We start from the raw sequence: 26,845 nt of genomic DNA, 5'->3' as shown, positions 1-26,845 counted from the left end.
GGTAGGTTCCAAATAGATCCGAATCGCGACACGGTAAAGAGTCGGTCCAGTGGAGGTCAGATTGCCTGAGTTGGCCAGCAAGACGGCGGTAGTGACCGGGGGATCGCGCGGCATCGGCCGGGCGATCGTCGAACGTCTGGCCGCCGATGGTGCACGCGTGGTGTTCAGCTACGTCAGCAACAAGGAAGCCGCCGACGAGGTCGTCGAGGCGGTCCGTGCGGCCGGCGGCGAAGCCCATGCGGTGAAGGCGGATCTCGGCAACCTCGACGAGGTGCGCGCGCTGTTCGCGACGGCCGAGAGCCTGGTCGGCAGCCTCGACATCGTGGTCAACAACGCGGCGATGGGCACGCCCATGAGCATCGTCGACGTGACGGAGGAAGAATACGACCGCGTGATGAGCGCCAACGCCAAGGGCACGTTCTTCGCGCTGCAGGAAGCAGCTCGCCGGCTGCTGGACGGCGGCCGGATCGTCAACCTGTCCAGCGTCAACACTGTCTTGCCGGCGCCGAACAACTCCTTGTACCAAGGCAGCAAGGGCGCCGTCGAGCAGTTCACCCGGGTGGCGTCGCGCGAGCTGGGTCCGCGCGGGATCACTGTAAACACCGTATCGCCGGGCGCGACCGACACCGACCTGCTGCGTTCGTCCAACCCGCCGGAGGCGCTGGAGCAGGTGCCTGCGTTCGTACCTCTCGGACGTCTGGGGCAGCCGGCCGACGTGGCCGCGGTGGTCGCGTTCCTGGTCGGCCCGGACGGCGGATGGGTGACCGGGCAGAACATCGCGGCGGGCGGTGGGCTTCCGTAATGCGGGCGGCCTACATCTCCCGGCTCGGCACACCCGACGAGATCCGGGTCGGCGAACTGCCCGACCCACTGCCGGCCGCCGACGAGGTGCTGGTGCGGGTCGAGGCGGTTGCCGTGAACTCGGTCGACACCTACGTCCGTTCCGGGCAGTGGCGCACGCCGCTGCCCGGCTTCCCGTTCGTGATCGGGCGGGATCTGGTCGGCGTGGTGGTCGCCCGAGGCGAGGCGGCGCGTTCATCGTTCGCCGTGGGCACGCGAGTGTGGTGCAACTCCCTCGGCTACGCCGGCCGGCAGGGCGCGACGTCGGAGCTCGTGGTGGTTCCTTCGGACCGGCTCTACCGCCTGCCGGACGGGCTTGACCCGGTGCGTACGGTCGCGGTCTTCCACCCGGCGGCCACTGCGTATCTGGGGCTGATCCGGCATGCCGGCGGCGTCGGACCCGGCGACTCGGTGGTGGTCGGCGGGGCGTCCGGAAACATCGGCGGCTGCGTCTCGCGGCTGGCCTCGGCGCACGGAGCGCGGGTGATAGCGCTCGCGCGTTCGGAGGACTCGGCGTGGTGCGAGTCGCACGGAGCCTCGGCTGTCGTGGACTACCGCGACGCGGATCTGCGTAAGGCATTGTCGGCCGAAGCGCCATCGGGTGTGAACGTGTGGTTCGACACCTCGGGAAGGATCGACCTCGAACTCGCCGTTGAGCTCGCGGCCGATCGTGGGGCCATCGTAGTGGTTGCCGGACGGGGCGCACCGGCGGAGTTGACCTTGTGGCCGTTCTACCTCAAAACGCTACGCCTACTGGGATTCGTCATGAGCACCGCGACGGTCGCGGAGCTCGCCGCAGCCGCCCAGACGATCAACGGGCTGCTGTCCGATGACGCACTGGAAACCCGGATCGCGAAGGTTCTGCCGTTTTCGGAAGCGGTCGAGGCGCACCGCATGGTGGAAAACGGCACCCGCGGCCGGGTCGTGCTGGTCCCCTGACCGGATGCGGCCTGACGGTCTGGCCGACTGGCCGTCAGAGGTCGGTCGCGCCGTCGATCTGCTCGCGGATGATGTCGGCCTGCCCGGCGTGCCGTGCCGTCTCCTCGATCATGTGGACGATGATGCAGCGCAGCGAGACCTTCTCCGGCTCACCGCCGCTGGCGACCGCGGCGCGCGTCGACAGGTCCGCGCACGCTCGTGCGGTCTCGGGTGGCGCTAGACGACCGCTCCGGAGTCTTCGCGGCCGGCGCGGCGCCGGACCTTTTCGCGGCGGCGGGCCTGGGCCTGTGACGCCGGCGTTCCGCCGGGCAGCTTGGACTTCACCTTCGGCGGGTTGGACGGCCAGCGTTCCTGCAGCAGCCCCGCGATCGGCGGCGCGACCAGGCCGGACGAGAACGTACCGACCAGCAGGCCCACCAGCAGTGCCAGCGCGAAGTCGGTCAGCGAGTCGCCGCCGAGCACCGTGAGCGCCGCCAGGATGAACATCGCGCCCATGCCTGTGTTGACCGTACGCGGCACGGTCTGCAGGACGGCGAGGTTGGCGTTCGAGGCGAACGGCGCCTTCGGGTTCGCCGACCAGAGCTCGCGTACCCGGTCGAAGATGACCACGATGTCATTCACAGAACGGCCGATGATCGTCAGTGCGGCCGCCAGGAACACACCGTCGATCGGCTTGCCGAGCCAGGCGAACAGGCCTGTCACGATCACGATGTCGTGGAACATCGTCAGCATCGCCGCCAGGCCGAACGTCCAGCGGAACCGGATCGCCAGATAGAGCATCTGGGCCGCGAGCGCGATGGCGAGCGCGATCCCGGCCTTGAGTCGCAGCTCGTTGCCCAGGCTCGGTCCGATCAGCTCGTCGCGTTCCTTGGTGACCTTGCCGCCGATCTCCGCCAGGTCGCCGCGGAGTTCGGCTTCCTGAGCGTTGGTCATCTTGCTGGTACGGATCGACAGCTTGTCGTCCTCGGCGGTCTGCACGATCGCCTGCGGGAAGCCCGCGTCGGCGACGACTTCCCTTGCCTCGTTGACGTCCACGGTCTTCGCCGTGGAGTACTCCACGAGCCGGCCGCCGGTGAACTCCAGGCCGAAGTTCATCCCGCGTACGGCGATGCCCGCGATTGCCACGACGAGCATCGCCGCCGAGATCGCCAACCAGAGCTTGCGCCTGCCCATCAGGTTGATGTTGCGCTTGGTCAGCCACTCACGCACCCGGCCGAGTTGGCCGAGGCCGGAGAGCTTCGGCCGCTTCTGGATGAAGTTGCGGCGTACGGCCCATTCGGCGAACACCCGGGCGATGACCAGCGCGGAGATCATCGACGCCAGTACACCGACCGTCACCGTGACACCGAAGCCGCGGACGGGACCCGAAGCCAGGAAGAACATCAGCCCGGCGGCGAGCAGCGTTGTGACGTTGGTGTCGAGGATCGCCGACCACGCCCCCTTGGCGCCGCGGTCGAGCGCGGATCTCAAGCCTGCTTGGGGCCTGGCGGCGTACTCCTCCCGTGCTCGTTCGAACACCAGCACGTTGGCGTCGATCGCCATACCGATCGCGAGGACGAAGCCGGCGAGGCCGGGCAGCGTCAGCGTCGCCGACAGGCCGACCAGCATCGCGTACGACAGCAGTGCGTAGCAGCCGAGCGCGATCGTCGCGAGCAGGCCGACGACGCGGTAGATGAACGTGATGAACAGCGCGGTCAGCGCGAGGCCGATGATGGCCGCCTTGGCGCTGGCCTCGATGGCGTTCTCGCCGAGCGTCGGACCGACCGTGCTCTGCGAGATGACCTCGACCGGCACGGGCAGCGCGCCGCCCTTGATCAGGACGGCGAGCTCCTGCGCGGAAGCCTGGGTGAAGTTGCCCGTGATCTGGGTGCTGCCGCCGGAGATGCCGGTGTTGCACGCGACGCTCTGGTCGACCTGCGGCGACGAAATCACCTTGTTGTCCAGCACGATCGCGACGCGGCGGGTGGGATCGCCGGGCTGAGCGCAGGCGGCCTTGCCGGTGAGCGACTGCCAGGTGTTGCCGCCACTGCCGCGGAAGTCGATCGTGACGAACCAGCCGGTGCCCTGGCTGGGATCAGTGACGCCGGACGCGTCGGAGACCTGCTCGCCAGTCATGGCCGGGGCGCCGATTCTGACCGGCTGGCCGCCCTCGTCCGGGAGGATCTTCTCGTCCTTGTTCTGGGGCTTCTCGTTCGGCTGCGTCGGGACGCCGAGAACGGGATGGAACGTGAGCTGGGCGGTCTTGCCGATGACCTCGACCGCTTCACGCGGATCCTGGACGTCGGGCAGCTCGACGATGATCCGGTTCTCGCCGGAGCGCGTCATCGACGCCTCCGCGACGCCGAGCGCGTCGACGCGGCGCTGGAGTACCTGGATCGCGCGGTCGGTCGACTCCGCGTTGGCCTTGGTGGTCGAGCTGTCCTTGGTCTCCAGCACGATCTGCGTACCGCCGCGTAGGTCGAGGCCGAGCCTGGCGGGGATGAGGAGAGCGAGGGCGAGGGCGCCGGCGAGGACGGCGAAGGTGAACAGCGCGCGGTAGAGCGGTGCGCGCGACTTGCCGGACGACGGAGCCGGCGAGCGGTCGAACGATCGGGAACGCGACGACAACGGTGCCTCCGTAGGCAGGACTTTGCCGGGGTGCGGATCGGATGCGGAACCGTGTGCGCCTGCGTGGGCTGGGCTGCTTGCCGTTTCTGCCGGGCCGTGTGCCGGTGTGATGGATCAGCGGCGGTGGCTCAGGTGGCCGGCCGGCGTGGGCGAGGTGAGCCCAGCCCCGAGCCGGCAGCTTGGGCTCGGACTCGGGCTCGGGCCGAGGTCAGGCTCCAGGCTCGGGGCTGGGCTCGCGCTCGTCCGGCGGGCCGTCAGGCGCGGTGCGTCGCGGGCGGGGAACGCCCTGGGCGCGCGCCCGGATCGACGCCGGCGCGCGGGCCGGTGAGGTGTGCGCTCGCCTGGCCGTTGCGTAGTGCGGCCGGCCCGGCAACCGAGTGCGGCGGGCTGTCGCCGTGCGGCGTGGAGGAGGACGGACCACCGGAGACGACCAGCTTGGCCGTGATGTTCGCGGGCTGCGAGTCGGGTACGCCCGAACTCGGGCTCGAGGCCGGCCCGTGCCGGGTCGCGTGCTGCCCGGCGAGGGAGATGGTCGAGCTCGCGCCCGTACGGTGGGCGAACGTGGCGGCCGCCGCCGGTGCGGGAGCGCCGGCCAGCGGCGTGAGCAGAACCGCAGCGACGCTGAGGACCCACAGCAGCGCGGCCTTGCTCGCGCGCATCGTGGTCCTCCGGGCGGTCGGCTGCCTAGCTGTGGTTGCGGCCCGGAGCTGGCGCTATCGCGTTTCCGGGCCGGTACGTTCGGTGGTCGGGCCAGTGTACGGCAGCTCGGCGGGCCTGTCCTTGGCCTCGTTCGCGATCACGATCCCGGCGTTCGGGTCGTACCGCACTCTCGGCGGCGCTCCGTTGGTCTGGCGGGCCGGCGCCTGCGCCTCGTGCTCGAGGTAGTCCTGCTGGTGCTGGCGGCCCGGATTGAACACCGACTCGAGCGGCTGGAAACCCGCGCCCATCGCCTGGGCCGCGGTCGAGTCCGGGCGGGACTTCTCCAGCCAGCGCCCGAGCAGCGGCAGTGCGACCAGCGCACACGCCACGATGCCGGCGATGGTGAGGACAACGGCCATGACGGGGGTACGAACGGGCGGCCGTCCGCGTTCCTTTCCGTGGCAGGTACGACTACCGCGGCGCCGCGTTCCGCGGTAGTCGTCGTCTTCTCGTTTCAGCGCAGGACGCGGTAGGTCACGTGGGTGACCGTGCTCGCGGCGCGCGCCGACACCTGCTCCAGCTGCAGCGGCGGGACGCCCTCGAACAGCCGGGAGCCGCCGCCGAGCGTCATCGGCACGATGTGCAGGCGGAGCTCGTCGATCAGGCCGGCCGCGAGGTACTGGTTGACGGTGGCCGCGCCGCCGTGGATGGAGATGCCCCCGTCACCGACCGCTTCGCGTGCGCGTTTCATCGCGGCATCGATTCCGTCGGTGACGAAGTAGAAAGTGGTGCCGCCCTCCATCGGCTGGGGGTCGCGCGCGTAGTGGGTGAGCACGAAGACCGGGCCGTGGTAGGGCGGATTGTCGCCCCACCAGCCCTTCCACTGCCGGTCCCACTCACCGCGCACCGGGCCGAACATGTTGCGCCCCATGATGAACGCCTTGGCCGTCATCATCTTGGCGAACTCATCCGGGTGCTTCTCGGGACCCTCGCTGTACCAGGCGTGCAGCTTGTCGCCCCAGCCGTCGCCGCCGTCCTCACCGAAAGGGCGTTCCTCGGTCTGGTTGAGTCCGGCGGCGTATCCGTCGGCGGTGATCGTGAGCTCGCAGGTCACTATGCCGCTGTCTGTGGTGGTCATCTCGCGTCTCTCCTGGATAGTTGTCCGCTCGGTAACTGTGTGCGCGAGGCACAGTGTACGATAGGCACAGTAAGCTGAGGGGTGCAAGAGGAGAAATGCGACAGGTGGTGGAGTTGGCGCATGGCGGCGTCGGAGGACCTTGGCATGCTGGACCTGCTGTGGGGCCTGCGGGAACTACCCACCCGCGGGCCGAAGCGCGCGATGTCGGTACGCCAGATCGCCGAAGTCGGGGTGGCGATCGCTGACCGCGAGGGCCTCGCCGCGATCTCGATGCAGCGGGTCTCGGGGGAGCTCAACTACACCAAGAACTCCCTGTACCGCTACGTCCGCAGCAAGGCCGAACTGCTGGCGGTGATGACCGACCTCGCCATCGGCGACCCACCGGACCTCGGCCCGTTGGCCGACGGCTGGCGCGTCCGGCTGGGGCGGTGGGCGCGGTTGATCCGGGAGGCGTGGAAACGTCACCCGTGGCTCCCGCACGTGAGCGAGTGGCAGGTCAGCCCGGGAGCAGCCCGGCCAGTGACCGACGACCGCGTCATGGGCCCGAACGAGGTCGCCTGGGTCGAGGCCGGCACGGCGACGCTCGTGGGCCTCGGCCTGTCCCCGCACGAACAACTCGACTCTGTGTTTCTGGTCAGCGCCCACCTGCGCGCCACCCAGGCGATGACGGCGTATGGGGTGCTGCCGTGGACGCTGGGCTTGCCTCAGCGGGGGACTCTTGATGGTCTCCGCAGCAAGTACGAGGAGCAGTTTCCGGCACTGACCGAACTCGCCGCCAGCGTCCGCGAACCGGAACACAACGGGTTCGAGTTCGGGCTCGCGCGCATCCTGGACGGGCTGGAACTCCTGATCAACCAACGAGCCAGCGGGCCTGCGGCCAACAACGACGCCCCCGCGCCGTGAGAGGGCAAAGACTCAAGGCACCACCATCACCTGCGACGAGGAGAAGCGTGGGTTGCGGTATCCGGCCCGCCATCCGGCTCGCCGCTACGCCCGATGCGCCTCCCGCCACTGCCGCACCCGCCACTGCCGCACCCGCCACTGCCGCACCCGCCACTGCCGCACCCGCCACTCCGTGCCTGAGACCCCACCGCGCCACTCGCAACCCCCGCCACCTCCGACGCGCAGCGTGGGCTGGTACTCAGTCCCAATTGGTACTGGGTCCCAATCGGTACGCGGTACCAGTTGGTACTCGATACCAAGTGGTACTCGGTCCCAAATGGATCTCAGTACCTTTTGGGACCCGGTACCAGTTGAGACACCGTGGCAGGTTGGGACTGGGTACCAAATGGGACTAAGTACCAAATGGGACTCGGTATCAGGACAGGCGCTTCAGCCACTCGACTTGCGGGTTCGCGAGCTCCAATGCTTCTCGCAGCCAGTGGCGGGCCGGTTCGTCGAGGAGAGGCAGCGCCGCCTCGAAGTCGGCGGTGTCCTTCTCCCGCGCTTGCTTGGCCTTCATGTGCAGCACGATCTCCGGCCGGAGGTAGGGGATCCCGTCCGCAGCGGTGAAGACAGCCTCTGACAGCGGTCGTCGGATCCGGGGGTCGCGCTTGGAGATCCACAGGTCATCCTCGTGCGGTGTCAGCAGCAGGTCGGCCAGCCAAGGCGACTGGCTATCCCTACGCAGCCACAGCTGCTCGCACCCCTCCAGCAGTTCACCCGGCTCGCGCAGAGGACGCAGGGTGCCCCCGTGGTTGGACCAGACGCAGTAGCCGGCCAGCAGATGATCGAGCACTGCCGGCAGGTCACCCGTGCGGAAAGCGATATCCACGTCCTCGTGCTCCCGCGCTACCCCGGTGAACGCTTCGATGGCCCAGCCGCCGACGATCCACCAGGGGACGGGGAGGCCGAACATCAGTGCAGCGGCGTCGGGTGGAGACAGCGACGCCCACGGTCCGTACCAGTGAAAGAATTCGGCGTCGTCCACAAGCCACGATCTTGTCACGGAGGGAAGGCCCATGGTTTCGGAACTGTTCGACGAGCATGCCTGGGAGCCGGTCGAGGGTTTCGCGTTCAGCGAGATCACCTACCACCGGTCGGTCGAGCGGGTGTCCGGCCACGGGACCGTACGCATCGCGTTCGATCGGCCGGAGGTGCGTAACGCGTTCCGGCCGCACACGGTCGACGAGTTGTATCGGGCGCTCGAACACGCCCGGACCTCCGCCGATGTCGGGTGTGTGCTGCTCACCGGCAACGGGCCGTCGCCGAAGGACGGAGGATGGGCGTTCTGCTCGGGCGGCGACCAGCGGATCCGGGGCAAGGCGGGTTACCAGTACGCCGAGGGCGTCACCGCCGACACCGTTGACCAGGCCAAGCTGGCGCGGCTGCACGTCCTGGAGTGCCAGCGGCTGATCCGCTTCATGCCGAAGGTCGTGATCTGCGTCGTACCCGGTTGGGCGGCCGGCGGCGGGCACAGCCTGCATGTGGTCTGCGACCTTACGCTGGCCAGCCGCGAGCACGCGCGGTTCAAGCAGACCGATGCCGACGTCGCGAGCTTCGACGGCGGGTTCGGCTCGGCGTATCTCGCCCGCCAGACGGGGCAGAAGTTCGCGCGCGAGATCTTCTTCCGCGGAGCCACGTACTCGGCGGAGGACGCACACCGGATGGGCATGGTCAACGCCGTCGTCCCACACGCCGAACTGGAGCAGACTGCACTGGAGTGGGCGCGCGAGATCAACGGCAAGAGCCCGACGGCTATCCGCATGCTGAAGTACGCCTTCAACCTCGTCGACGACGGGCTGGTCGGCCAGCAACTGTTCGCCGGCGAGGCGACCCGGCTGGCCTACATGACCGACGAGGCGGCCGAGGGCCGGGACGCGTTCCTGCAGAAGCGCGAGCCGGACTGGTCCGCGTACCCCTTCTACTACTAGGAGCCCCGCAGTGAAGTTCGAGGAGCGCGCCGAGTCCGATCCGGAGCTGGCCGGGCTGCTGGACGCCGCGTTCGCGGAGTTGGTGGCGAAGTACGGCGCGGGGGGACGATCGCACGTACGTGAAGGCGCCCGCTATCTCGTCCTGTCGGTCGAGGGGCGGGCGGTCGGCTGCGGCGCGATCCAGCCTTTCGACGCGGGGATCGGCGAGCTCAAGCGGATGTACGTCGCACCGGACTTCCGCGGCCGCGGCCTCGCACGCAAGTTGCTCGCGGAGCTGGAAGACCTCGCGCTGGCGGCTGGGTTCGTGGCGTTGCGCCTGGCGACCGGGCACAAGCAGCCGGAGGCGATCGGGCTGTACGAGAGCAGTGGGTACGAGCAGACCGAGCCGTACGGAAAGTACGTCGACCAGCCCGGCACGCACTGCTACTACAAGCGCCTGGTCGCCGAGACGGCGCTTCCGCCCGGGATCGGGAAGGTCGCACGGGCCCAAGGCGATCCGGATCCTGCGGGATGAACTGGCGGCGCGCGGCCTCCCCTTCGCTAGGTGGCCCGGGCGGGAGTACGGAGCTTGGCGCGAAGCTCGCGGATGCCGTCGACCTGGCGGGTGATTCCGGGGAGGCCGACGCGGGCGAAGAGGCGTTCCGGCCCGTTGTTCTCGGGCAGGCTGAGGGCCAGCAGCTCCTCGACGCCGGTGGCGAGGGCTTGGCGGATCACCTGGCGCAGCAGCAGGGTTCCGATGCCGTGCCGTTGCCAGGCGTCCTCGACCAGCAGGGCGATCTCGCCGCAGGCAGGCTTCTCGTACGGCACGCACTGGGCCATGCCGACCAGCTTGCCGGACTCGGTGAACGCCAGGACGGCGAAGCCTTCCGACGGCGCGGCCAGGGCGTCCAACCAGCCGGCGGGCAACCGGTCGGCAGGCGCCATGAACCGCATGCGGCGGGACTCGGCGCTGCAGCGGTCCAGTAGTTCGGTGACCTGGGCCCTGTCGTGCGGCGTGCCGAGGCGGATCCGGAGCTCCGTGCCGTCGACCAGGGCGGCTCGCGTGCCGGCACGGACGCGTTCGCTCTCGACGGCAGCGGCCGCGGCGGCGAAACGCTCGGCCCGGGCGCGTTCGGTGAGGGTGAACGGTGCCCACGCCCGGCGAACCGTGACGTAGCCGCGGTGCCAGGGCACGGCGACTACCAGCTGGTGGCCGTCCTCCGGCAGTCGGTGACCCGACAGCTCGGCGGTGTCGGCGTTGAGCAGCTGGCAAAGCAGGCCGGGCAGGCCGGTCGGGTCGCTGATCAGGCGAGTCGTGAGGTCGAGCGCCCGGCTGGGACCGTCGACCAGCTCCTGTACGCGGGCGGCGCGAGCGTGCATCTCGTCCGGCCGCGGCGTCTCGTCCCCGCCGGGCAGCGACTGGCGCAGGGCCTCGGCGTCCAGCCGGTCGGGTACCTCGATGTAGAGGTCGTCGTGGACGTGCTCGGCGTCGCAGCGGTGGATGTCGACCGACACGATGTTGCCTCGGAGCCGGCCGAGAGCCGTTGCCAGTTTGGCGAGTGTGCCGGGTTCGTCGCGGACCTTGGTACGGATTTGCCACAAAGCCATTGGGTACCTCCTGCACACCAACGGTCGCCCCTCAGAGTTTCGTACGAAAGCACGCGGTGTTGCTAGTAGGAAACCAGGCGAATATGAGTTGGCTTTGCTCCGGCAGGCGGCTGCGCCCTGTTATGCAGTGGTTTGTGGGTCAGTCGGCCACCAGGCGCCGGGTGAGGGCGGCGAGCTGTTGCTGGGTGAGGCCGTTGGCGAGGAGGTATTTCTCCGCGTTCTCGTAGCGGCGTTCCAGATGGTCGAGCATGCCCAGCATGGACTCCGGCTCCGACCCCTGCAGCTCCCGCGACCGCCGGCGGCGGGCTTCGTCGGAGATCGCGACGAGCTCGGCGTCGAACGCGGTGGCCATCCGGCCGTAGCTGTGGGCGTAGTCGGCCGCGATCACGTGCCGGTCGACACCCACGAGATCCAGCAGCAACGCGATGACGATGCCCGTCCGGTCCTTGCCGACGGCGCAGTGCACGGCGGCGCCACCGCCGGCCGGGGCGTCGGCGATGAAGCCGATCGCCCGGGCGATCTTGTCGCTGTGCTGGTCGAGCCGGGCGGAGTAGAGCTCGGCGAGCGACCCGGTGGCCGACAGGCCGGCGATGGTGTCGGTCCAGTCGACGTTGAGGTAGTGCTCCGCCCGCGCGAACGGGCTCGGCTCCGCCGCACACTCGTCGGCCGCACGCAGGTCGACGATGGCGGAGATGCCGAGCGATTGCACCGCTGCGACACCGACATCGGTCAACCGGCTGTGCCGGTCGGACCGGATCAGCGCTCCGTCACGTATCCGTTTGCCGTCGCCAGCGGGCATGCCGCCAAGGTCGCGGGCGTTCAGACAATCAGGCCAGTCCAGATGTCGCGGCAGGTAAGAGGTCACGCAGGACGAGCGTAGCCAGCGATGTCAACGACGCGGTGACGATGATCCGAAGTCTGGACGGATCAGCTGCCGGCGTCGGCTGCGGGCCCAGACCTGTGCGGCCTCGCTGCCCTTGAGAACGGAGTTTTCCGTTGGCTCTGCCTTCGCTGTCAGGTGCAGCTTGCGTACTTTGTCGCGTACCTGCCGAAAACCCATGTCGTAACCTCCCCTACGAACAATCGCTAGCTTGCCGTAGTTGTGTTTCCGCCGCCAACTTTTCGTGTTGCGAACGTGAAACAGGAGGGCGATTCGGGGCCCAGCCTTCGTTGCTGGACCTCCAATCCGCGATCAGGTTTCCGACATCAGGGTGTCCATGCAGATGAGCCCATTCGACAGGGTCCTTATGCAGAACGGAATCCGTTGCCGAGGCATCGGGATCGGCGGCAAGAATCATTCGCGCGAACTCGATGTCCCCGCGATACGCGGCAACGTGGAGCGGTGACAACTGCCAGCTGCCGGTGCGTTGCCTGGCCAGGGTGGGGTTCTCGGCGAGCAGCTTGGCCGCCTCGTCCCGCCAGCCGAGCAACCACGCGGCTGCGACGTCGAGGGTGGCGCCGTGATCGACCAGCCAGCGCGCGGAGAGCGGCTGTCCGAGTCTGGTCGCGATGCCGAGCGGGGTGAGGTCGCAGGGTTGAATGGCGTCGAGGTCGCGCTCCTCTTCGTGGTGGGCGGATTCGGCTGCGTCGAGGTCGCCGGTGCCCAGGGCTTCGAGGAAACGTACGGCGGCTGGGCTTGGTGGATCTGCGTCGAGGTTGTGCTTCGGCAGCCACCAGGTCTGGCCGGCTTCGCCGAGGTGCTCGAAACCGGCGCGGGCGTAGACCGGCTGGCCGAGACCGGTCGCGTTGAGCATCACGAGCCGGCAGCCGAGCTCGCGGGCCAGGTGCCGGCCGGCGGCGACCGTCAGCGCGGTGCCGACACCTTGGCGGCGCGCCTCCGGCTCGACGCCCATGTCGTAGATGCCGCCGATCGGCCGGCCGTCGTGGTCGGACTGGTGGAACGACACGTGGCCGACCCGGCTGCCGGCGAGCCAGGCCTCGAATCCGGATTCGGCCGGCTTGACCTCCAACCCGGATGGGACGGGATGGTCAGTGAGGTGGGCGGGATCGAGTGCCATCCAGTTGGGCCGCCAGCCCCAGTGGAAGCCGCGGGCCAGCAGTGGAGCACCGATCGTCTTGGCGGCTGCTTCGTCGAGCGTCCACCAGCCGACTTGGTGCGGCCGAGGCTCCCGTCGGGCAAGGCCGACCACCTCGTCGGCGAACGCGGCGAGCTCGCCGGCCGGAACGTCCGGGAACCCGACCATCAAACTGCCGCCCGGCTCCTTGGCCACGACGCCGCCGTGCCGGAAGTCGGCGCTCCCGCCGGCCGCGGTGGCGGAGGCGGAGGCGGCGAAGAACGAGCAGTGGTTGGCCGCGCCCGCGAGGATCCGCCAATCCGTCACCGCAGCTCCTCTCCGGGGATGGTGCCCAACCGAGCGGGTGCGACGCAGCCGCACGGCGGACGGATGGCGGCGCCGCTGGTGGTGATGGCGCTGCCAGCGGGGTGAATGGCGAGTCGGCGGTCGGTCATCGCAGTTCCTTCGGGATTGGTGGCTAAGCGAGTGGGTGTGATGCGGCCGGGTGGGCAGTGCGGCGGGTGGCAGGTACGCGGCGACTGCGGGGATGGGCTGGCGCCGCGGTGGCGGGGGCGGGGGCGAACATGGCGTGGGAGGAGTAGTGGGTGGTCGTCCCGCGGCGGCGGTCGGTGTGCTGGGTCCGGGACGGCGTCGCGAGGGCTGACGGTTGGGGCTGGCTCGGGTCGTGATGGCGGACATGGAGAGGAACGGAGCTGTCGGCGATGGGAAGAAGACGTCGGGCGGTCATCGGGGCTCCTTCCCGGTGGGTTGGGAGTGGAGGCGTTCGGGTCGGTGGCTTGGTCGAGCGACGCCGGCGAGGCCAGCGGCGGGCGTTTGTGGGATGGCGGAGGCGACGGGGCTTGGGACGGCGAGGGAGATGGCAACGGGGACAGGCAGTGGGTCGGTGAGCGGGCTCGGAGTCGGTCGAGTGGGCCGCTGGCTCGATGGCTTGGCGAGCCAAGCCAGCGAGGCGGGCGGAGATGGCGTGGCGGCGGAGATGGGGCTGGTGGAGCGGCTGCGTGACGAGGGCGGCGGAGCGGCGACCCGGGTCGCCGGGCGCAGAGGTGGGTCGGGGTGGCGGGAATGGCATAGCGGTGTGCGGGCGGGGCTGGTGGAGCGGCTGCGTGACGGGGGCGGCGGAGCGAGTGGAGCGGGTGGAGATGGCGGGCGGGCGGCGACCGGGTGGTGGGCGCAGCAGCCGGGTCGGGTGGCGGGGATGGCGGAGCGAGACGGCGGCGCGGTGGAGCTGCGGGGATGAGGCGGCCGGGGCGGCTGGACTGGCGGAGCCACCGTCTCTCGGTGTAGGCGGCGCGGCAGCTGGGGTGGTGGCTGGGTGGGGATGCGATGGCGTTGCCGCCACCTGATGGGTGGGCGGATGGCGATCGTGGCTGACGGCATGTACCCGACGGCTCGTACCCGCAGGCCGCCATCCGCCCTGCCGGCCCGCTCCTCCCTGCCGGCCTGGTGGCCCGGCAGGGGGCGGGTCGGGATTAGGTGTCGTCGGTGGTGAGGGGGGTGAGGAGGGTGGTGGTTTCGGGTTGGTTTTCGTGGCGGGCCCAGCCGAGCGGGGTGGCGTTGAACTCGAGGTCGCGGATGTTGGGGTCGGCGCCGAGGGCTAGGAGCTTGCGGGTGAGGGAGACGTCGCCGCGGGAGGCTGCGTTGTGGAGGGCGGTTTCGCGGCCGCCTGGGCGCGGGGCGTCGCCGCGGCCGTAGGCGTTGATGTCGAAGCCCAGGGACATCAGCAGTTCGACGACAGGCTCGCGGCCAGGGGCGCTGGCGGCCCAGGACATCAGGCCCGGACGGCGGGAGATCGCCGACTCGAGGACGCCGGGGTGGGCGGCGCGCAGGGCCTCCACTGCCGCCGCGTCGGCGCGGAGGGCGGCGGCCAGGAGTTGGTCGACCGGGTCGACCTCGGGTGGGGTGGCGCCCTGTTCGCTGAGGAACTGGGCGATCGCCTCCTCGCCGTTGAGCTCGGCCAGCTCGCTCGGGAGGTAGCCGTCGTCGAAGCGGGCGTTGAGGGAGACGTCGTGGGCGGCCAGCAGGCGAACGCGATCGAGGAAGCCGTGCTCGATGGCCCAGCGCAGCTGGAAGCGGAGCTTGCCGCCCGGGGTGTCGTGCAGATCGCCGAGGCGCTCGTGCCAGGGGCCGCCGTCGCCCGAGCCGAGGCCGAACTCGAACAGCAGCTCCAGGTGGTCGTTGGCCGGCTGGAACATGCGGTTGTAGAGCGACTGGTCGTCGTTCGGGTTGGCGCCGGCCTCGAGCAACAGCCGGGCCAGCGCGAGCGAGTGCGGGTGTCGCGGCTGGCGTACGGGTCCCTGCTCGCCTTCGCCGAACGCGCCTGTGAGCAGCGTGAAGACATAGGGCTGGCCGTTCCACAGGTAGCCCTCGTTGGGATCCGCCCCGGCCTCGAGCAGCAGCCGCGCCGATCGGAGCACGGGCTCGGCGGGCGCGTCCGGATCGAGCCGGGAGTAGGCGAGATAGAACAGCGGACTCCACCGATGCGGCCCGCCGCGCTGTCGGGCCAGCGTCGGCTCGGCCTCGAGCAGCCGCTCGACCGTCGACGCCGCGCCTGCGGCCGCCGCGGCGTAGATGTCGTGTTCGGCGAGCGTCGGCTGCTCCGCCAGCACGGCACGAGCCCGCGCCCAGCGTTCCGGGGCGTCCTGCCCGGTGTAGGTGAGGCAGGCCAGCCAGCAGAACTCGCCGGCCAGCTCCCGCTCGGTCGGCAGGACGTCCCAGCGGTAGGTCGTGACGGCATCGACGTAGTGCTTGAGCTTCGGCCACGACGCGAAGCCGTATTCGCGCGCCACGACCAGCTGAGCCGTGGTCAGGCTGAACGTGTCGACGCCGCCGGACAGGCAGCCGGGATAGCGCGCATCGATCCTCGCGAGAGCCTCGGACTCGCCCGAACGGACACCGCGCTGCAGTGCCTTCGCCTGGTGGCGCAGCTGATCGAGCCGAGGGCGATTTGGGAGGGGCTTGTTGGTCGGCATGCCGACCTCCTTTCCAGGAGCCCGATGTCCGCGTCGTCGGGCGAAAGGAGGCGTGAGCCAAACCATTTCGCTTCAGGTGAATCAGGTGGGCTGTGCCCTTCCCGCGGACCGGGGGCTTCCTGGGGAGCCGAGATCGACCCTAGCCCAGATCTGGGGCAAATGCCAGAGGGAGTTCGAACGTATTTGCGAACCTCAGGGCCGCAGGTACGCCAGCACAGCCATCACCCGCCGGTGGTCGGAGTCGGACGGTGCCAGCCCCAGCTTGGCGAAGATGTTGCTGATGTGCTTCTCCACAGCACCGTCGCTGACGACCATCTTCTGCGCGATCGCGATGTTCGTCCGCCCCTCCGCCATCAGCCCCAGCACCTCGCGCTCCCGCGGTGTCAGCTTCGACAGCGGATCGCTGCGCGCGACCAGCAGCTGCGACACCACTTCGGGGTCGAGCACGGTCCCGCCGCCGGCCACCCGCCGCAGCCCGTCGAGGAATTCCTCGACCTCGACCACGCGGTCCTTCAGCAGGTAGCCCACTGCGCCGGCCTTGTCGGCCAGCAGGTCAGTGGCATACGACTCCTCGACGTACTGCGACAGTACGAGGATCGGCGCCGCAGGCACCCGCCGCCGGGCCTCGATGGCGGCTCGCAGCCCTTCGTCGGTGTGGGTCGGCGGCATCCGGACGTCGACGACCGACACGTCCGGCCGGTGCGAAGCGATCGCCTCGACCAGCGCCGGCCCGTTGTCGACGGCCGCCACCACCTCGTGGTCGGACTCTTCCAGGAGCCTGACCAGGCCTTCCCGCAACAACACACTGTCTTCGGCGATCACGATGCGCATGGCAGCTCCGCTGTGAGAAGGGTCGGCCCGCCGTGCGGGCTTTCGACGTCGAGGTGTCCACCAATGCCGCGTACCCGGTCGGTGAGTCCGGCCAGGCCGTGTCCTTTGGAGTTGTGGGCCCCGCCGAGGCCGTTGTCGGCGACGATCACGCGCAACGTCGCCATGCTCGGCTCAGAGCTCTCCGCACGGTAGACCTCGACCCGGCAGTTGCTGGCGCCGCTGTGCTTCGCGACGTTGGTGAGCGCTTCCGCGACCACGAAGTAGGCGGCGTTCTCCACCGCCGCCGGTAGTCGCTCGCCGTCGGTCAGGTCGATCGACAGTTCGGTCGGGACCGTACACCGGCCGGCCACCGCAGCCAGCGCGGCACGCAGCCCGCGATCGGCGAGAATCGGTGGCGCGATGCCACGAGACAGCGCCCGCAGCTCGTCGAGCGTCTCCCGGGTCTGGCGTACGGCGTCGCCGAGCAGCCTCTTCACGGCCTCCGGGTCGCGCTCGATCTTGCGCTGCGCGGCCGACAGGTCCATCGCGAGCCGCACCAGCCGTTGCTGCGGCCCGTCGTGGATGTCGCGCTCGATCCGGCGCAGCGCGTCGGCCTCCGCGGACACCGCCGCGTCGCGGCTCTCGGTCAGCTCCGACACCCGGAACTCCAGCTCCGCCACCCGGTCAGAGGTGAGCAGCGAGCGGGCCAGGCTGGCGTTCAGCGCGGCCGTGCCGCGTACGACGGCCGGCAGCGTCACCAGGAAGATCAGCCCGATGATCGTGTTCAGCAGGGCCTCGGCGAACGCGGTGTTGCCGTAGCCCAGCAGCTCGGCCAGCCCTGTCGCGTCCTTGTCGTACTTGTGGATCGCCCATTGGTACGCGAACGCCGTCAGTCCGGCCACTGTGACCGCCCACCACGCGATCGTGATCGCGAACGCGAAGATCGCCGGGAAGATCCCGAGCACGCCGTGCCCCCAGTCGGCCCAGCTCTGCCCCTGCCCGATCGGGACGAACAGCTTTCGAATGCCACGACGCTCCTTGGCGCTGCGGTAGGCCGGCCGGGTCGCCCTCCAACCCTGCACGGTCGACAGTCGCCCGCGGTCGACGTCGGCGAACCCCCGAGCGGTGTACATGCACGCAGCCAGCACCGGCCACCCCAGTGCGATCAGGAAGAGCCCGATGCCGATGAAGAACAGCACGATCAGCACCACGAACCGCACGATGGCCAGCGGGAGCTCCGACACGGCGTACCACGACCGGTGCAGCGTCTTCATGATCCACGGCCGGCGGGCCAGCGTGCGGATCCTGGCCGTCGATGGCGGTGGGGTGGTCATGCTGAGGAACCTACGCGGTCTCGCCACACAACCCAATCGGGCCGACCCCTGAAACCCCAGTAGGGCTGTCCCTAATCTTTGAGACATGAGCGACTCCGATCCGTACGTCATCGCCTGGGACGAGTTCCGCGACCGGCTCGCGGCGGCCGCACGAGAGGACGCCGACTGGTACCGCCAGGTCGCGGCGGGCCTGGCGCGCCCGGGCGACCGCCTCGCGCTCGACATCGGCTGCGGCGGCGCGGGCATGTCGATCGCGCTGGGTGACGCGCTGCCGCCGGGAGCGAGGGTCATCGGGATCGACGGCAACGCCGAGATCCTGGCCAGCGCACGGCAGAACGTCACGAACGCCGGCCTCGGCGACGACCGCGTGGAGCTGCGGCAGTTCGACCTGGAGGCCGGCCCGGTCGCGCTGGGCAAGGAGCTCGGCGAGCCGGCCGACGTCGTGTGGGCGTCCGGCGTCGTGCACCACGTCGGTGACCAGCAAGCGGTGGTTGACGGTCTGGCCGGGCTGCTGGCTCCCGGCGGCCGGCTGGCGCTGGCCGAGGGCGGCCTGCGTTCGCAGTACCTGCCGTGGGACGCCGGTGTCGGCGAGCCCGGGCTGGAGCTGCGGCTGATCGCCGCACAGGACGCGTGGTTCGCCCGGATGCGCGCCGAGCTTCCCGGCAGCGTACGGATGCCGTACGGCTGGACGACCGCGCTGAGCAGGGCCGGGCTCACGCAGGTGACGACGGTCAGCATCATGCTCGAGAAGCCCGCTCCGCTCGGCGACGCGGACCGGAAGGCGGTCGTCTCCCGGCTCGGCATGTTCGCCGGCCGGATCCGCGAGACCGGCCTGCTGTCGGCGGACGACGTGGCCGCCTGGGAACGGCTGCTCGACGAGACCGGACCGGACTGGCTGGGCCGCCGCGACGACCTGTTCAGCCTCAGCGTCCGCAGCGTTCACACTGGCATCCTGGAGAAGTGAAGCACCGGACGATCGACTGGGCCGACGGCGCGATCGTGATCATCGACCAGTGCGCCTTGCCGGCGACGTATCAGACGTTGCGCCTGACCAGCGTCGACGAGCTGATCGCGGCGATCCGGCGGCTCGCGGTCAGGGGTGCGCCGGCTCTCGGTGCGGCGGGAGCGCTCGGCGTCGCGCTGGCCGCGCTCACCGATCCCGAGAGCGTCCGCGAGCAGGCCGAACGCCTGGCCGCCGCGCGGCCCACCGCCGTCAACCTCGCCTGGGGCGTACGACGAGCGCTGGAGCGGCTCGACCGCGGCCCGCAGGCCGTCCTGGACTTCGCGCGCGAGCTGCTGGCGGAGGACGAGCGGGTCAACCAGCAGGCGTCCCGCCGGGCGGCCGACCTGATCCGCGAGCTCTGCCCACACCGTCCGCTGCGCCTCTCGACGCACTGCAACGCCGGCCACCTGGCGACGGTCGGCTGGGGCACGGCGCTCGGCGTGGTCTGGCACCTCCAGGAGTCCGGCGAGATCGGCGAGGTCTTCGTCGACGAGACCCGCCCGCTGCTGCAGGGGTCCCGGATCACGGCGTACGAGCTGCGCGAGGCCGGTGTGCCGTACCGCATCTGTCCCGACGGCGCGACCGCCTCCGCGCTGGCGCAGGGTCTTGTCGACTGCGTGGTGGTCGGTGCCGACCGCGTGGCCGCCAACGGTGACGTCGCCAACAAGGTCGGCACGTACCCACTCGCGTTGGCGGCCGCCCGGCACGGCGTCCCGTTCATCGTGGTCGCGCCGGAGTCGACGCTCGATCCAGAGACGCCGACAGGCGACGCGATCCCGATCGAGCAACGCGAGGCCGCCGAGGTGACGGCGTTCGGCGGTGCGCCCGTGGCGCCGGAGGGCTCGGCTGTCTACAACCCGGCGTTCGACGTCACTCCGAGCGATCTGGTGACGGCTGTGGTGACGGAGGCGCGGATCCTGCGTTGAGTACGTCGAGCGTGTGGGCGTACTTCCGTTCCAGCTCGAGTCGTAGGTCTTCCGGCAGCTTGGCCAGGCGTACGGGGTCGGAGTTGCTGGCGAGGTCGGCGCGCTTGACCAGGATCGCGCCGGGATGGGCGACGACGCGGGCGAGGTAGTCGTCGCGCGATTCGCCCGGCCGTTTGCTCAGTGCGTCGACGAGCTCAACGACCGGCTCGGGTGTGCCGAGCTCGCGCAGGTCGTCGAGCGTGCAGCCGGTGTCTTCCACGACGTCGTGCAGCAGCGCGGCCAGCTGCTGGTGGAGCGTCCCGCCGAACAGCGCCGTCAACCGTGCGACGCCACGCGGATGCTCGATGTAGGGCTCACCGGCCTTGTCGACCTGGCCTTGGTGTAGTCGCTCCGCGAGCCGGTCGGCGGCCTCCAGCGTGTCGATCATCGCTCAGCCTCCAAGCTGATCTCGCAGCATACGTAACACAGATGACCATCAGACAGCCGTGAAGTTACGCTTTCCTCCAACGACGTGTTTCTGGGGAGGGGTCGTCGTGGGTGGGGAGAAACCTGTACGCAGTCGTGGCTGGACCGCGGTGCTGTTCGTTGTCGTGATCGAGATCGCGGTGCTGGGCGCCGTCGGGATCTACGCCTCGGTCGCCGGCCATCCGACGTTCGAGTCGAGGGCATGGCTGAACCGGGCCCTGACGCCCGCGCCCACGCCGTCCGACAGCGCGAAGCCGCCGGACACCGGCAAGCAGCCGGCGAACGCCAAGCCGGTCGAGCTCGACCCGTGCGAGCTGATGCGGACCCAGGACATCAACATGACGCTCGGCACGCGCTTCCAGCCGACCAGGGCGTCCGCCGGCCCCGGCGGCAACGTCGGGATCCTGAGCGGCGAGGAGGGATGGTGGACGTCGTGCCTGTACGAGGACTACCCCCAGCGGACGGAGGGTCTCGAGGTGCTCGTCTTCACCGGCCCGCGGCTCAGCGCGCTCGAGCCGACCAAGGACGAGGATCCGCGAGCCGTTCCGGGACTCGGCGAGGAAGCGTGGGTGACCAAGGACGAGTCTGAGTCGACATTGATCCTCGAGGTGCGAACAGCGTCGGCGTTCCTGTCGCTGACGGAGTACCTGGAGGACACGCCGGCAGACACCGAGGAGCGTCGCCTGACCACGCTCGCCCGGGAACTGGTCGGGCGGTTGCCTGCCAAGCCGCGGATCACGCCGATGCGACTGGGCGACACCTGCGCGGCCATCCCGCTGGACGGCGGCGAGGACTTCCTCGGCGTCGATCTGGTCGGCGGCCGCCAGCTCCTGACGCCTGGCAGCGACACCACGTGCACGTTCACCGGTTACTACGGAGCGATGCTCGAGGTGACGGTGTTCGTGGAGGGCTCCGTGGACGGGGAGCGCGCGTTCTTCCGTGGTGAGGGCAAGCGCGTCGCCGGTGTCGGTGACGAGGCGTACGTCTACTACGACGAGCTGAACGGCCCGATCTTCTTCGTACGCGACGGTGACCTGGCGTTCTCGGTCATCTACTACACGGACGAGGAGCCGTCCGACGAGACAGAACCCACCGCGGCCGAGCTCGACCTGCTGAAGTCGCTGGTCGCAGACGGGGACGTGATCACCGGTTGAGGTTGGGAAGCCCCAGTTCAGGGCACCTTGATCGGATAGTTCCTAACCGGGAAGGGCGGCCATGGTCGAACAAGTCGATGTGGTCGTCGTCGGGATGGGGGTCGGCGGCGAGGCGGTCGCCGGTCAACTGGCCGACGCGGGCCTGCGAGTGGTCGGCGTCGAGGGCCGGTTGGTTGGCGGCGAGTGTCCGTACTGGGGATGCGTACCCAGCAAGATGATGATCCGCGCGAGCAACCTGCTCGCCGAGGGCCGCCGCGTCGAGGGCGTGGCCGGGCATCCGGTGGTCGTACCCGACTGGCGGCAGGTGGCGGCACGGATCCGCAGCGAGGCGACCGACGACTGGAACGACAAGGTCGCCGTCGAACGATTCACCGGCAAGGGCGGCCGGTTCGTCCGCGGCTGGGGCCGGCTGGCCGGCCGCGCGTCGAACGGCAACGTCCGCGTCCAGGTCGGCGACGACACGTACGAAGCCTCGCGTGGCGTGGTGATCGGTGTCGGCACCGAGCCCGCGATCCCCTCGATCGACGGCTTGTCCGACACGCCGTACTGGACCAACCGCGACGCGATCGAGGCCAAGTCGCTGCCGGCGTCGCTGACCGTGCTCGGTGGCGGCGCGGTCGGACTCGAGCTCGCGCAGGTCTTCGCGCGGTACGAGGTGCCGGTGACGGTCATCGAGGCCGACCGGCGGCTGCTTCCGATGGAGGAGCCGGAGGCGTCCGCGGTGGTCCACAAGGCGCTGGAGGCCGACGGCATCTCGGTGCACACGGGTGTGCCCGTGCAGCGGATCGGTCACAACCTCAAGGGCTTCGTCGTGACGCTCGGCGGCGGCATGGACGTGGCTGCAGAGCAGTTGCTGGTCGCGACCGGCCGTAAGCCCAACCTCGAGCTGCTCGGGCTGGAGACCGTCGACCTCGATCCGAAGGTGCGCGCGCTGGCCGTCGACGAGCGGCTGCAGGCCGGCGACAAGCTCTGGGCCGTCGGCGACGTGACCGGGCACGGCGCGTTCACGCACGTCGCGATGTACCAGGCCGGGATCGCCGCGCGCTCGATTCTCGGCGAAGAGGGGCCGCCCGCGGAGTACCACGCCGTGCCGAGGGTGACGTTCACCGATCCGGAGGTCGGCTCGGTGGGTCTCACCGAGGCGCAGGCGCTCGACGAAGGGCTCGAGATCGAGGTCGGGGTGGCGGAGATCCCGTCGTCCGCGCGCGGCTGGATCCACAAGGCGGGCAACGACGGTGTGATCAAGCTCGTCGCGGACGCCGAACGCGGAGTGCTCGTCGGCGCGACCTCGGCCGGGCCGATGGGCGGCGAGGTGCTGAGCGCGCTGGTGGTGGCAGTGCACGCCGAGGTGCCGGTCGAGCGGCTGCGGCAGATGATCTACGCGTACCCGACGTTCCACCGCGCGATCGAGGACGCCCTGCGCGACCTCAGCCCGCGTACCGACGGCGACTAGGCGACTGATACCTTTCTTTCATGGAAAGAAAGGATGTCGTACGCGGCCTGAACCGAGCGACGTTCGAGCTCGGGTCCGACGCCCAGCGCGGCATGGCGCGGTCGTTCGACGTGCCGCGGGTCGGGGTGTTGCGGTCGGTCGCGAACGAGAAGCTGCGGCCGAGCGAGATCGGCGAACGGCTCGACATGGCTCCCTCATCGGTGACCAGGCACGTCCAGGCGCTGGAGGACGCGGGTCACGTCAGCGTCGAACCCCATCCGGACGACGCGCGGACCTGCCTGGTCCTGGCCACCGCGGCCGGCGTGGAGGAGCTCGACAAGCTGGAACGCGCGGGGCTGGAGGCGTTCGAGCAGGTCGTTCAGGACTGGGACGAGGCAGACCTCCGGGAGCTCACCCGGCTGCTGTGGCGCCTGGCCACGGACTGGTCCGAACGCGGAGCCACCGCGCGCCGGCAGCCGAAGCCGGGGAGCGTTCCGCGATGGCGGTTCCGAGGTGCGACATGAGCCGGATCCGCTGGGCGGCGCTGTGCCTCTACGCCCTGGCCGCGTTCCAGGTCCTGATCGCCGTGCTGCTCTATCTCAACTGGGACGAGACCGTCGCCGGCTTCACGGGCAAGGCGTTCGCTCCGACCAGGGACGCGGCTGAGGGGTCGGCCGCCGGCGCGCTCGGCGTGCACATCCTGCTGGCGGCGCTCTACGTCCTGCTCGCGGTCAAGCTCCCGGCCGGGCGCCGCTGGGTGCGCGTCGTCGCGACGGTTCTGCTGGCGTACAACGTGATCGGCGGGATCGTGACGCTGGCCGCGATGTCCGAGCAGACGCCGCTGAACCCGATCGGCATCGTGCTCGCCGCGGCCGCGCTCCTGCTGCTCTGGCTGCCTCGGAACGATCGGAAGGCTCGGAAGGCCCCGGATCGCGCGGCTTCGTAGCCTGGGACGCATGCGGATCGCACTCGTCCAAGGCGACATCACCGAACAGGCCGTCGACGCGATCGTGAACGCCGCCAACTCCTCGCTGCTCGGCGGTGGCGGCGTCGACGGAGCGATTCACCGGAAGGGCGGGCCGGAGATCCTGGCGGAGTGCCGCGAACTGCGCGCCTCGCGCTACGGCAGCGGGCCCCCGGCCGGCCAGGCCGTCGCCACCACGGCGGGGAAGCTGCCGGCGCGCTGGGTGATCCACACCGTCGGCCCGGTCTACAGCACATTGGAGGACCGGTCGGCGTTGCTGGCTTCGTGTTACCGCGAGTCGCTGCGCGTGGCCGACGACCTCGGGGCGGAGACCGTCGCGTTCCCAGCGATCTCGGCCGGCGTCTACGGCTGGCCGGTTGTGGACGCCGCCCGGATCGCTGTGTCGACCGTCCGAGAGACGCCTTACCACCTGGCAGAAGCCCGGTTCGTACTGTTCACGCCGGATGTCTACGCCGCGTTCGCCGAGCAGGTCGGATAGACCTCCGCGGGAATGCCCGGGCGCGCTCAGGTGGTTGAACGTTGCGGACCCCATAGCGCGCAGGAGGGATGCGAGTGCGGCCGGATCGGGCACGGAATTCGCTCACGCCTCGCCGGGTCGCGATGCTGAGCGTGCACACGTCACCACTCGATCAGCCTGGAACCGGCGATGCCGGCGGCATGAACGTCTACATCGTCGAGCTGGCCCGTCAGTTGGCCGGCCTCGGTGTCCAGGTGGAGATCTTCACCCGGGCGACATCGAGCACGTTGCCCCCGGTCGTCGACCTGTCCGACGGCGTACGCGTGCGGCACGTGCTGGCGGGCCCGTTCGAAGGGCTCTCGAAGTACGACCTGCAGGGCCAGCTCTGCAACATCGCGGGTGAGGTGCTGCGGGTCGAGGCCGCGCACGAGCACGGGTGGTACGACGTCATCCACTCGCACTACTGGCTGTCCGGGCAGGTGGGCGTACTCGCCAAGCGGCGTTGGGGAATCCCGCTCGTCCACACCATGCACACGATGGCGAAGGTGAAGAACGCCTTTCTGGCCAAGGGCGATCGGCCCGAGCCGGAAGCGCGGATCCGTGCCGAGGAGGAGGTCGTCGCGTGGTCGGACCGGCTGATCGCCAACACCGGTGAGGAAGCCGGAGAGCTGATCACGGCGTACTCCGCCGACTCCACCCGGGTCGCGACCGTCAACCCCGGTGTCGATCTCGACGTCTTCTCGCCCGGTGAGCAGGTCGAGGCGCGCCGCCGGCTCGGCGTACCGCGCGAGGTGGACCTGCTGGTGTTCGCCGGCCGGATCCAGCCGCTGAAGGCGCCGGACGTCCTGATCCGGGCGCTGCCGCACCTGATGGCGGCTCGGGCGTCCGGCCGCCGGCTCGTGCTGGCGATCGTGGGCGGGCTCAGTGGATCGGGGCTCGCCGAGCCGCACGCGCTGGCGACGCTGGCCCGCAGGCTCGGTGTCGGTGACCTGGTGGTCTGGTCGCCTCCCGTACGTCAAGGGGAGCTTGCGCAGTGGTACCGCGCGGCCGATGCCGTGGTCGTGCCGTCCTATTCCGAGTCGTTCGGGCTGGTCGCGCTGGAGGCGCAGGCCTGCGGCACTCCGGTCGTGGCGGCGGCGACGGGTGGGCTGCGGACGGCGGTACGCGACGGCGTGTCGGGCGTACTGGTCGACGGCCACGAGCCGAAGCACTGGGGCCGCGTGCTGGGCGACCTGCTGGCGGCACCGGAACGGTTGCGGGCATACGGCCGGGCGGCGATCGCGCACGCGCGCGGCTTCGGCTGGGCGGCGACCGCCCGCGGCACGATCGACGTCTACGCCGACGCCCAGGCCGCACTGGGCCGCCCGCCGATTGTTGCCTAGGCCTGGCTGACCGTCGCGATCGTGCCTTGCGCGACGGCGACCGTACGTTCGGAGTCGCCGTCCGGCGTGGTGATCTCGCAGCGGGTGACGGCCAGCCGGGAGCCGGACGACTCGACGTGGGCGATCGCCCGGAGCAGTCCGGAGCGCGCCTGCCGGAGGTAGTTGATCTTGTATTCCGCGGTGACCACGTTGACGCCCAGCACCGATCCGCCGGCGAACGTCATCGCGTTGTCCGCGAGATAGCTGAGCACTCCACCGTGGACGCCGCCGTGCTGCTGCAGGAGCTCCGGCCGGATCGGCAGCGACAGCTCGGCACGCCCTGGCTGGAAGACGTCGAGCGACGCGCCCACAAGCACGGAGAACGGCTGGGCGGTGAGCAACTCGCGCCCGAGTGCGAGCAGCGCGGCAGGATCGGAAGGCAGGCCGGAGTCGGACACCTCAGGAAGTCTATTTAGGCTTCATGACCATGACTGGTGCGCCGTACCGACTGATCCTGCTCCGCCACGGCGAGAGTGAGTGGAACGCCAAGAACCTCTTCACCGGCTGGGTCGACGTCAGCCTGTCCGCCAAGGGCGAGGCCGAGGCCAGGCGTGGTGGTGAGCTGATCCGCGAGCGCGGGCTGGCTCCCGACGTCCTGCACACCTCCGTGCTCCGCCGCGCGATCCAGACCGCGAACATCGCGCTGGACGCCGCCGATCTCGGCTGGCTGCCGGTGCGGCGCAACTGGCGGCTGAACGAGCGGCACTACGGCGCGTTGCAGGGCAAGGACAAGAAGCAGACGCTGCAGGAGTTCGGCGAAGAGCAGTTCATGATCTGGCGTCGTTCGTACGACACGCCTCCGCCGCCGCTGGACGACAGCTCGGAGTTCTCCCAGGCCGGCGACCGGCGTTACGCCGACCTGCCGCCGGAGCTGCTGCCGCGTACCGAGTGCCTGAAGGACGTGCTGGGCCGCGCGCTGCCGTACTGGTACGACGCGATCGTGCCCGACCTGCGGGGCGGCAAGACGGTCGTGGTCGCCGCACACGGCAACTCGCTGCGCGCGCTGGTCAAGCACCTCGACGGCATGTCCGACGAGGCCGTGGTCAAGCTGAACATCCCGACCGGCATCCCGCTGCTGTACGAGCTGGACGAGTCGATGCGTCCGGCGAAGGCCGGCGGGGAGTACCTCGACCCCGACGCCGCCGCGGCCTCGATCGAAGCGGTCAAGAACCAGGGCCGCTGACCCCGCGACCTGGTGGAGGTATCTCGGCCCCGATATGAGAGAGACCG

29 protein-coding genes are annotated in these 26,845 nt (G+C 70.0%); 15 read left to right on the top strand and 14 right to left on the bottom strand.

Annotation, left to right across the window (positions count from 1 at the left end; translation table 11 throughout):
- Nucleotides 1-70 precede the first annotated feature (70 nt).
- Both ACYVF6_RS02855 and ACYVF6_RS02850 read left to right on the top strand, forming a co-directional pair.
- A complete protein-coding gene (locus ACYVF6_RS02855; protein ID WP_460515388.1) occupies nucleotides 71-802 on the top strand; it encodes an SDR family oxidoreductase in 732 nt (243 codons plus the stop codon).
- The gene (locus ACYVF6_RS02850; protein ID WP_460515386.1) at nucleotides 802-1,779 is read left to right on the top strand and encodes an NADPH:quinone reductase; all 978 of its coding nucleotides are present in this window, start codon (nucleotides 802-804) and stop codon (nucleotides 1,777-1,779) included. Before ACYVF6_RS02855 ends, ACYVF6_RS02850 begins: the two co-directional genes overlap by 1 nt.
- Before the next feature lie 34 nt (nucleotides 1,780-1,813).
- Here ACYVF6_RS02850 and ACYVF6_RS02845 read toward each other — a convergent pair whose 3' ends face one another.
- The 5 genes from ACYVF6_RS02845 to ACYVF6_RS02825 all read right to left on the bottom strand — a co-directional run bounded on the left by ACYVF6_RS02845 (nucleotide 1,814) and on the right by ACYVF6_RS02825 (nucleotide 6,163).
- Entirely contained in the window at nucleotides 1,814-1,963 is a 150-nt protein-coding gene (locus ACYVF6_RS02845; protein ID WP_460515467.1) for a mycothiol transferase, read from the bottom strand.
- A 32-nt stretch (nucleotides 1,964-1,995) separates the two neighbouring features.
- Nucleotides 1,996-4,386, bottom strand: coding sequence for a protein translocase subunit SecD/SecF (secD, locus tag ACYVF6_RS02840; RefSeq protein WP_460515384.1), 2,391 nt, complete (start codon nucleotides 4,384-4,386; stop codon nucleotides 1,996-1,998).
- A gap of 254 nt (nucleotides 4,387-4,640) precedes the next feature.
- The gene (locus ACYVF6_RS02835) at nucleotides 4,641-5,045 is read right to left on the bottom strand and encodes a hypothetical protein (RefSeq protein WP_460515381.1); all 405 of its coding nucleotides are present in this window, start codon (nucleotides 5,043-5,045) and stop codon (nucleotides 4,641-4,643) included.
- A gap of 54 nt (nucleotides 5,046-5,099) precedes the next feature.
- Entirely contained in the window at nucleotides 5,100-5,444 is a 345-nt protein-coding gene (locus ACYVF6_RS02830; protein ID WP_460515379.1) for a hypothetical protein, read from the bottom strand.
- A gap of 95 nt (nucleotides 5,445-5,539) precedes the next feature.
- Entirely contained in the window at nucleotides 5,540-6,163 is a 624-nt protein-coding gene (locus ACYVF6_RS02825; RefSeq protein WP_460515377.1) for a dihydrofolate reductase family protein, read from the bottom strand.
- A gap of 120 nt (nucleotides 6,164-6,283) precedes the next feature.
- On the opposite strand from ACYVF6_RS02825, the gene ACYVF6_RS02820 reads away from it, so the two are divergent.
- On the top strand, nucleotides 6,284-7,066 hold the full coding sequence (locus ACYVF6_RS02820) for a TetR/AcrR family transcriptional regulator (protein WP_460515376.1): 783 nt from the start codon (nucleotides 6,284-6,286) through the stop codon (nucleotides 7,064-7,066).
- Nucleotides 7,067-7,481: 415 nt separating this feature from the next.
- On the opposite strand, the gene ACYVF6_RS02815 is transcribed toward ACYVF6_RS02820, so the two are convergent.
- Nucleotides 7,482-8,093: a nucleotidyltransferase domain-containing protein gene (locus tag ACYVF6_RS02815; protein WP_460515374.1), complete on the bottom strand. Its 612-nt coding sequence runs from the start codon at nucleotides 8,091-8,093 to the stop codon at nucleotides 7,482-7,484.
- A 31-nt stretch (nucleotides 8,094-8,124) separates the two neighbouring features.
- Here ACYVF6_RS02815 and ACYVF6_RS02810 point away from each other — a divergent pair, with 31 nt between their 5' ends.
- On the top strand, nucleotides 8,125-9,036 hold the full coding sequence (locus tag ACYVF6_RS02810) for a 1,4-dihydroxy-2-naphthoyl-CoA synthase (protein ID WP_460515372.1): 912 nt from the start codon (nucleotides 8,125-8,127) through the stop codon (nucleotides 9,034-9,036).
- A 10-nt stretch (nucleotides 9,037-9,046) separates the two neighbouring features.
- Nucleotides 9,047-9,550, top strand: a complete 504-nt coding sequence (locus ACYVF6_RS02805) for a GNAT family N-acetyltransferase (RefSeq protein ID WP_460515370.1) — start codon at nucleotides 9,047-9,049, stop codon at nucleotides 9,548-9,550.
- Between the two features lie 26 nt (nucleotides 9,551-9,576).
- Here ACYVF6_RS02805 and ACYVF6_RS02800 read toward each other — a convergent pair whose 3' ends face one another.
- The 3 genes from ACYVF6_RS02800 to ACYVF6_RS02790 all read right to left on the bottom strand — a co-directional run bounded on the left by ACYVF6_RS02800 (nucleotide 9,577) and on the right by ACYVF6_RS02790 (nucleotide 12,965).
- The gene (locus ACYVF6_RS02800) at nucleotides 9,577-10,623 is read right to left on the bottom strand and encodes a GNAT family N-acetyltransferase (protein WP_460515368.1); all 1,047 of its coding nucleotides are present in this window, start codon (nucleotides 10,621-10,623) and stop codon (nucleotides 9,577-9,579) included.
- A gap of 139 nt (nucleotides 10,624-10,762) precedes the next feature.
- Nucleotides 10,763-11,488 carry a tyrosine-protein phosphatase gene (locus ACYVF6_RS02795; RefSeq protein WP_460515366.1) on the bottom strand — a complete coding sequence of 242 codons (726 nt, stop codon included), beginning with the start codon at nucleotides 11,486-11,488 and terminating at the stop codon, nucleotides 10,763-10,765.
- Nucleotides 11,489-11,696: 208 nt separating this feature from the next.
- Nucleotides 11,697-12,965, bottom strand: a complete 1,269-nt coding sequence (locus tag ACYVF6_RS02790; RefSeq protein ID WP_460515364.1) for a GNAT family N-acetyltransferase — start codon at nucleotides 12,963-12,965, stop codon at nucleotides 11,697-11,699.
- A gap of 658 nt (nucleotides 12,966-13,623) precedes the next feature.
- Here ACYVF6_RS02790 and ACYVF6_RS02785 point away from each other — a divergent pair.
- Nucleotides 13,624-13,896, top strand: a complete 273-nt coding sequence (locus tag ACYVF6_RS02785) for a hypothetical protein (RefSeq protein WP_460515363.1) — start codon at nucleotides 13,624-13,626, stop codon at nucleotides 13,894-13,896.
- 232 nt (nucleotides 13,897-14,128) lie between these two features.
- On the opposite strand, the gene ACYVF6_RS02780 is transcribed toward ACYVF6_RS02785, so the two are convergent.
- The 3 genes from ACYVF6_RS02780 to ACYVF6_RS02770 all read right to left on the bottom strand — a co-directional run bounded on the left by ACYVF6_RS02780 (nucleotide 14,129) and on the right by ACYVF6_RS02770 (nucleotide 17,772).
- Entirely contained in the window at nucleotides 14,129-15,628 is a 1,500-nt protein-coding gene (locus tag ACYVF6_RS02780) for an ankyrin repeat domain-containing protein (RefSeq protein ID WP_460515361.1), read from the bottom strand.
- Nucleotides 15,629-15,820: 192 nt separating this feature from the next.
- Complete coding sequence (locus ACYVF6_RS02775) at nucleotides 15,821-16,459, bottom strand: response regulator transcription factor (protein WP_460515359.1); 639 nt, start codon at nucleotides 16,457-16,459, stop codon at nucleotides 15,821-15,823.
- Nucleotides 16,447-17,772: a sensor histidine kinase gene (locus tag ACYVF6_RS02770; protein WP_460515357.1), complete on the bottom strand. Its 1,326-nt coding sequence runs from the start codon at nucleotides 17,770-17,772 to the stop codon at nucleotides 16,447-16,449. The genes ACYVF6_RS02775 and ACYVF6_RS02770 overlap by 13 nt, the downstream gene beginning before the upstream one ends.
- 85 nt (nucleotides 17,773-17,857) lie before the next feature.
- Between ACYVF6_RS02770 and ACYVF6_RS02765 the strand changes: the two genes are divergently transcribed.
- Both ACYVF6_RS02765 and mtnA read left to right on the top strand, forming a co-directional pair.
- Nucleotides 17,858-18,736: a methyltransferase gene (locus ACYVF6_RS02765; protein WP_460515355.1), complete on the top strand. Its 879-nt coding sequence runs from the start codon at nucleotides 17,858-17,860 to the stop codon at nucleotides 18,734-18,736.
- Nucleotides 18,733-19,701, top strand: a complete 969-nt coding sequence (gene mtnA / locus ACYVF6_RS02760) for an S-methyl-5-thioribose-1-phosphate isomerase (protein WP_460515353.1) — start codon at nucleotides 18,733-18,735, stop codon at nucleotides 19,699-19,701. Before ACYVF6_RS02765 ends, mtnA begins: the two co-directional genes overlap by 4 nt.
- On the opposite strand, the gene ACYVF6_RS02755 is transcribed toward mtnA, so the two are convergent.
- Nucleotides 19,646-20,128: an HD domain-containing protein gene (locus ACYVF6_RS02755; protein WP_460515352.1), complete on the bottom strand. Its 483-nt coding sequence runs from the start codon at nucleotides 20,126-20,128 to the stop codon at nucleotides 19,646-19,648. The genes mtnA and ACYVF6_RS02755 overlap by 56 nt on opposite strands.
- Before the next feature lie 106 nt (nucleotides 20,129-20,234).
- On the opposite strand from ACYVF6_RS02755, the gene ACYVF6_RS02750 reads away from it, so the two are divergent.
- The 6 genes from ACYVF6_RS02750 to mshA all read left to right on the top strand — a co-directional run bounded on the left by ACYVF6_RS02750 (nucleotide 20,235) and on the right by mshA (nucleotide 25,576).
- The gene (locus ACYVF6_RS02750; protein ID WP_460515350.1) at nucleotides 20,235-21,320 is read left to right on the top strand and encodes a hypothetical protein; all 1,086 of its coding nucleotides are present in this window, start codon (nucleotides 20,235-20,237) and stop codon (nucleotides 21,318-21,320) included.
- 61 nt (nucleotides 21,321-21,381) lie between these two features.
- Complete coding sequence (locus tag ACYVF6_RS02745) at nucleotides 21,382-22,773, top strand: dihydrolipoyl dehydrogenase family protein (RefSeq protein WP_460515348.1); 1,392 nt, start codon at nucleotides 21,382-21,384, stop codon at nucleotides 22,771-22,773.
- A gap of 20 nt (nucleotides 22,774-22,793) precedes the next feature.
- Nucleotides 22,794-23,276: a MarR family winged helix-turn-helix transcriptional regulator gene (locus tag ACYVF6_RS02740; RefSeq protein ID WP_460515346.1), complete on the top strand. Its 483-nt coding sequence runs from the start codon at nucleotides 22,794-22,796 to the stop codon at nucleotides 23,274-23,276.
- Nucleotides 23,273-23,698 (top strand): hypothetical protein, encoded by a 426-nt coding sequence (locus ACYVF6_RS02735; protein ID WP_460515345.1) that lies wholly within the window; start codon nucleotides 23,273-23,275, stop codon nucleotides 23,696-23,698. Before ACYVF6_RS02740 ends, ACYVF6_RS02735 begins: the two co-directional genes overlap by 4 nt.
- 10 nt (nucleotides 23,699-23,708) lie before the next feature.
- Entirely contained in the window at nucleotides 23,709-24,215 is a 507-nt protein-coding gene (locus tag ACYVF6_RS02730) for a macro domain-containing protein (protein ID WP_460515343.1), read from the top strand.
- 68 nt (nucleotides 24,216-24,283) lie between these two features.
- Nucleotides 24,284-25,576, top strand: a complete 1,293-nt coding sequence (mshA, locus tag ACYVF6_RS02725; protein WP_460515342.1) for a D-inositol-3-phosphate glycosyltransferase — start codon at nucleotides 24,284-24,286, stop codon at nucleotides 25,574-25,576.
- Here the strand turns inward: mshA and ACYVF6_RS02720 are convergent.
- Nucleotides 25,573-26,013, bottom strand: coding sequence for a PaaI family thioesterase (locus ACYVF6_RS02720; RefSeq protein WP_460515340.1), 441 nt, complete (start codon nucleotides 26,011-26,013; stop codon nucleotides 25,573-25,575). The genes mshA and ACYVF6_RS02720 overlap by 4 nt on opposite strands.
- A 29-nt stretch (nucleotides 26,014-26,042) precedes the next feature.
- Between ACYVF6_RS02720 and ACYVF6_RS02715 the strand changes: the two genes are divergently transcribed.
- The gene (locus ACYVF6_RS02715) at nucleotides 26,043-26,798 is read left to right on the top strand and encodes a 2,3-diphosphoglycerate-dependent phosphoglycerate mutase (protein ID WP_460515338.1); all 756 of its coding nucleotides are present in this window, start codon (nucleotides 26,043-26,045) and stop codon (nucleotides 26,796-26,798) included.
- The last annotated feature ends 47 nt before the right edge of the window (nucleotides 26,799-26,845 follow it).

Source organism: Flindersiella endophytica (assembly GCF_054779015.1).
Note: the sequence above shows the minus strand (reverse complement) of the source record. Positions and strands in the feature narration are given on the sequence as shown.

Coding starts and splice junctions, on each gene's coding strand:
- ACYVF6_RS02850 (WP_460515386.1), top strand. CDS start 802: ATGCGGGCGGCCTACATCTCCCGGCTCGGCACACCCGACGAGATCCGG.
- ACYVF6_RS02835 (WP_460515381.1), bottom strand. CDS start 5,045: ATGCGCGCGAGCAAGGCCGCGCTGCTGTGGGTCCTCAGCGTCGCTGCG.
- ACYVF6_RS02830 (WP_460515379.1), bottom strand. CDS start 5,444: ATGGCCGTTGTCCTCACCATCGCCGGCATCGTGGCGTGTGCGCTGGTC.
- ACYVF6_RS02825 (WP_460515377.1), bottom strand. CDS start 6,163: ATGACCACCACAGACAGCGGCATAGTGACCTGCGAGCTCACGATCACC.
- ACYVF6_RS02820 (WP_460515376.1), top strand. CDS start 6,284: ATGGCGGCGTCGGAGGACCTTGGCATGCTGGACCTGCTGTGGGGCCTG.
- ACYVF6_RS02810 (WP_460515372.1), top strand. CDS start 8,125: ATGGTTTCGGAACTGTTCGACGAGCATGCCTGGGAGCCGGTCGAGGGT.
- ACYVF6_RS02800 (WP_460515368.1), bottom strand. CDS start 10,623: ATGGCTTTGTGGCAAATCCGTACCAAGGTCCGCGACGAACCCGGCACA.
- ACYVF6_RS02780 (WP_460515361.1), bottom strand. CDS start 15,628: ATGCCGACCAACAAGCCCCTCCCAAATCGCCCTCGGCTCGATCAGCTG.
- ACYVF6_RS02775 (WP_460515359.1), bottom strand. CDS start 16,459: ATGCGCATCGTGATCGCCGAAGACAGTGTGTTGTTGCGGGAAGGCCTG.
- ACYVF6_RS02770 (WP_460515357.1), bottom strand. CDS start 17,772: ATGACCACCCCACCGCCATCGACGGCCAGGATCCGCACGCTGGCCCGC.
- ACYVF6_RS02765 (WP_460515355.1), top strand. CDS start 17,858: ATGAGCGACTCCGATCCGTACGTCATCGCCTGGGACGAGTTCCGCGAC.
- ACYVF6_RS02755 (WP_460515352.1), bottom strand. CDS start 20,128: ATGATCGACACGCTGGAGGCCGCCGACCGGCTCGCGGAGCGACTACAC.
- ACYVF6_RS02745 (WP_460515348.1), top strand. CDS start 21,382: ATGGTCGAACAAGTCGATGTGGTCGTCGTCGGGATGGGGGTCGGCGGC.
- ACYVF6_RS02740 (WP_460515346.1), top strand. CDS start 22,794: ATGGAAAGAAAGGATGTCGTACGCGGCCTGAACCGAGCGACGTTCGAG.
- ACYVF6_RS02735 (WP_460515345.1), top strand. CDS start 23,273: ATGAGCCGGATCCGCTGGGCGGCGCTGTGCCTCTACGCCCTGGCCGCG.
- ACYVF6_RS02730 (WP_460515343.1), top strand. CDS start 23,709: ATGCGGATCGCACTCGTCCAAGGCGACATCACCGAACAGGCCGTCGAC.
- mshA (WP_460515342.1), top strand. CDS start 24,284: ATGCGAGTGCGGCCGGATCGGGCACGGAATTCGCTCACGCCTCGCCGG.
- ACYVF6_RS02715 (WP_460515338.1), top strand. CDS start 26,043: ATGACTGGTGCGCCGTACCGACTGATCCTGCTCCGCCACGGCGAGAGT.